Source organism: Undibacterium sp. Di26W, assembly GCF_049340265.1.
GTDB lineage: Bacteria > Pseudomonadota > Gammaproteobacteria > Burkholderiales > Burkholderiaceae_D > Undibacterium.
The window spans coordinates 1-1,838 of sequence record NZ_JBMPOR010000056.1; the positions used below are offsets into that span (position 1 = coordinate 1).

Sequence of the window (1,838 nt, forward strand, 5' to 3'; positions counted from 1 at the left end):
CGCTCAGCAGAAGATCTTCTATCTTCGCAAACTGTTCTCGACTGATATCGCTTGGGTAGGTTTTTCTCATCACCCAAGTTTACGCAATATTCTTTTTGTTTACAATAAGATCTCGAATAGCTTCTTAGAACCTGCTTACGATCTGTAGCGAGCGAGCGTCAGCGGGGTAAGGGTAACAAAAACGCAGCGCAAAAAGCGGAATGTACTTAAGTACATGAGCATTTTGAGCAGCACATGAGCCCCGATCACGCTCGCGCAGTAAGGTCGTAAGCAGGTTCTTAGCCTGACGCATTACAATAGCTTCATCGGCAATCATGCTGCCTATCCCTACATAATATATATATCAGGAGCATCTATGACTTACGAATGTATTTTGACTGAAACCCGCGACAAGGTCGGTTTGATTACGCTGAATCGCCCGAAAGCGATGAATGCGCTGAACGATCAACTCATGGATGAGTTGGGGCTGGCACTCAAGGTTTTCGACAAGGATGAAAACATCCATTGCATTATCCTGACCGGCAGTGAAAAAGCCTTTGCCGCTGGTGCCGATATCGCCGCCATGGTGGGCTATAGCTTCATGGATGCCTATAAAGATGATTACATCACCCGCAACTGGGAAACCATGCGCCAGATCCGCAAGCCAGTGATCGCTGCGGTGGCTGGCTATGCCCTGGGCGGCGGTTGCGAAGTCGCCATGATGTGCGATTTCATCATCGCTGCAGAAAATGCCAAGTTCGGCCAGCCAGAAATCAAGCTCGGTACTTTACCCGGGGCTGGCGGCACACAGCGTTTGCCTCGCGCCATCTCCAAATCCAAAGCCATGGACATGTGCCTGACCGCACGCATGATGGACGTGGTCGAAGCTGAACGCGCCGGTCTGGTGTCCCGTGTCGTACCACTGGATAAGTTAATGGAAGAAGCGTTTGCTGCAGCGAATACCATCGCCTCCATGTCCTTGCCCATCATCATGATGGCCAAGGAATCAGTGAATCGCGCTTATGAAACTACGCTGTCAGAAGGCATACAGTACGAGCGTCGTCTGTTCCAGGCAAGCTTTGGTACGGAAGATCAGAAAGAAGGTATGCAGGCGTTTCTGGAAAAACGTCCGGCAGTCTTTAAGAATAAGTAATTTCGTCTCCAGCCCCCATATTTGGAGATGCCTTATATATAGCCGCGCCTCCGTAAATATAAGTCGCATCTGTATAGTTTGAAAAACTCCCACCCATCCATGAGGCAATGCCAACATGTCGCAAAACCACGAAATCCCCTCCCTTTCAAGGGGAGGGTTAGGGCGGGGATGGGTTTCTGTCGATAAGCGAAATACTATCAATATAGACACCCATCGAATCGTCACTCCTGCGCAGGCAGGTAGTCGATAAAGTGTAAGGCTCGTTACTAGTCAGTACGGCAAACAATGGGGGCAGTAGTGTGCGCAGCGCGCAGCGCCCCCTACAAAACCCGCCAACGCCGCCCCACCAAAGAACCCGCTAAATAATTTCCCCAAGGTACTTGCAAAGTGAGTGGAAGGTTTGCTATAGTTCGGCTCCCGCTGAGAAGCGGGATGAGAGAAGAGAAGCAAAGCCAGAGATTGAGCGGAGAAGTAGAGGCTGCGGAAAGATCTGGTTGCTGTGAATACCGTGCAACAGTTTAGCGAGCTTGAAAGAGCGAAGAGAAACGAAGTGAGCTGCAGGTGTTGACAGGGGAAGTAAAGTGCTTCATAATCTCGTTTCTCTGCTGCTGACGCACACAACGCTGCGCTGCAAAACTGGATGAATAAGTAGTCTGGTGAGGCAGAAAAGATTTTGGTTCTTTAACAATTAACAGTCAATAAATGT

At 49.6% G+C, this 1,838-nt stretch carries 1 protein-coding gene; it reads left to right on the top strand.

The features are described from left to right. Positions 1-355 precede the first annotated feature (355 nt). Positions 356-1,132 (top strand): enoyl-CoA hydratase, encoded by a 777-nt coding sequence (locus ACO0LM_RS28570; RefSeq protein WP_423042324.1) that lies wholly within the window; start codon positions 356-358, stop codon positions 1,130-1,132. The last annotated feature ends 706 nt before the right edge of the window (positions 1,133-1,838 follow it).

Excerpts from the sequence above, each read along its gene's own strand:
- ACO0LM_RS28570 (WP_423042324.1), top strand. The coding sequence starts at position 356 with ATGACTTACGAATGTATTTTGACTGAAACCCGCGACAAGGTCGGTTTG.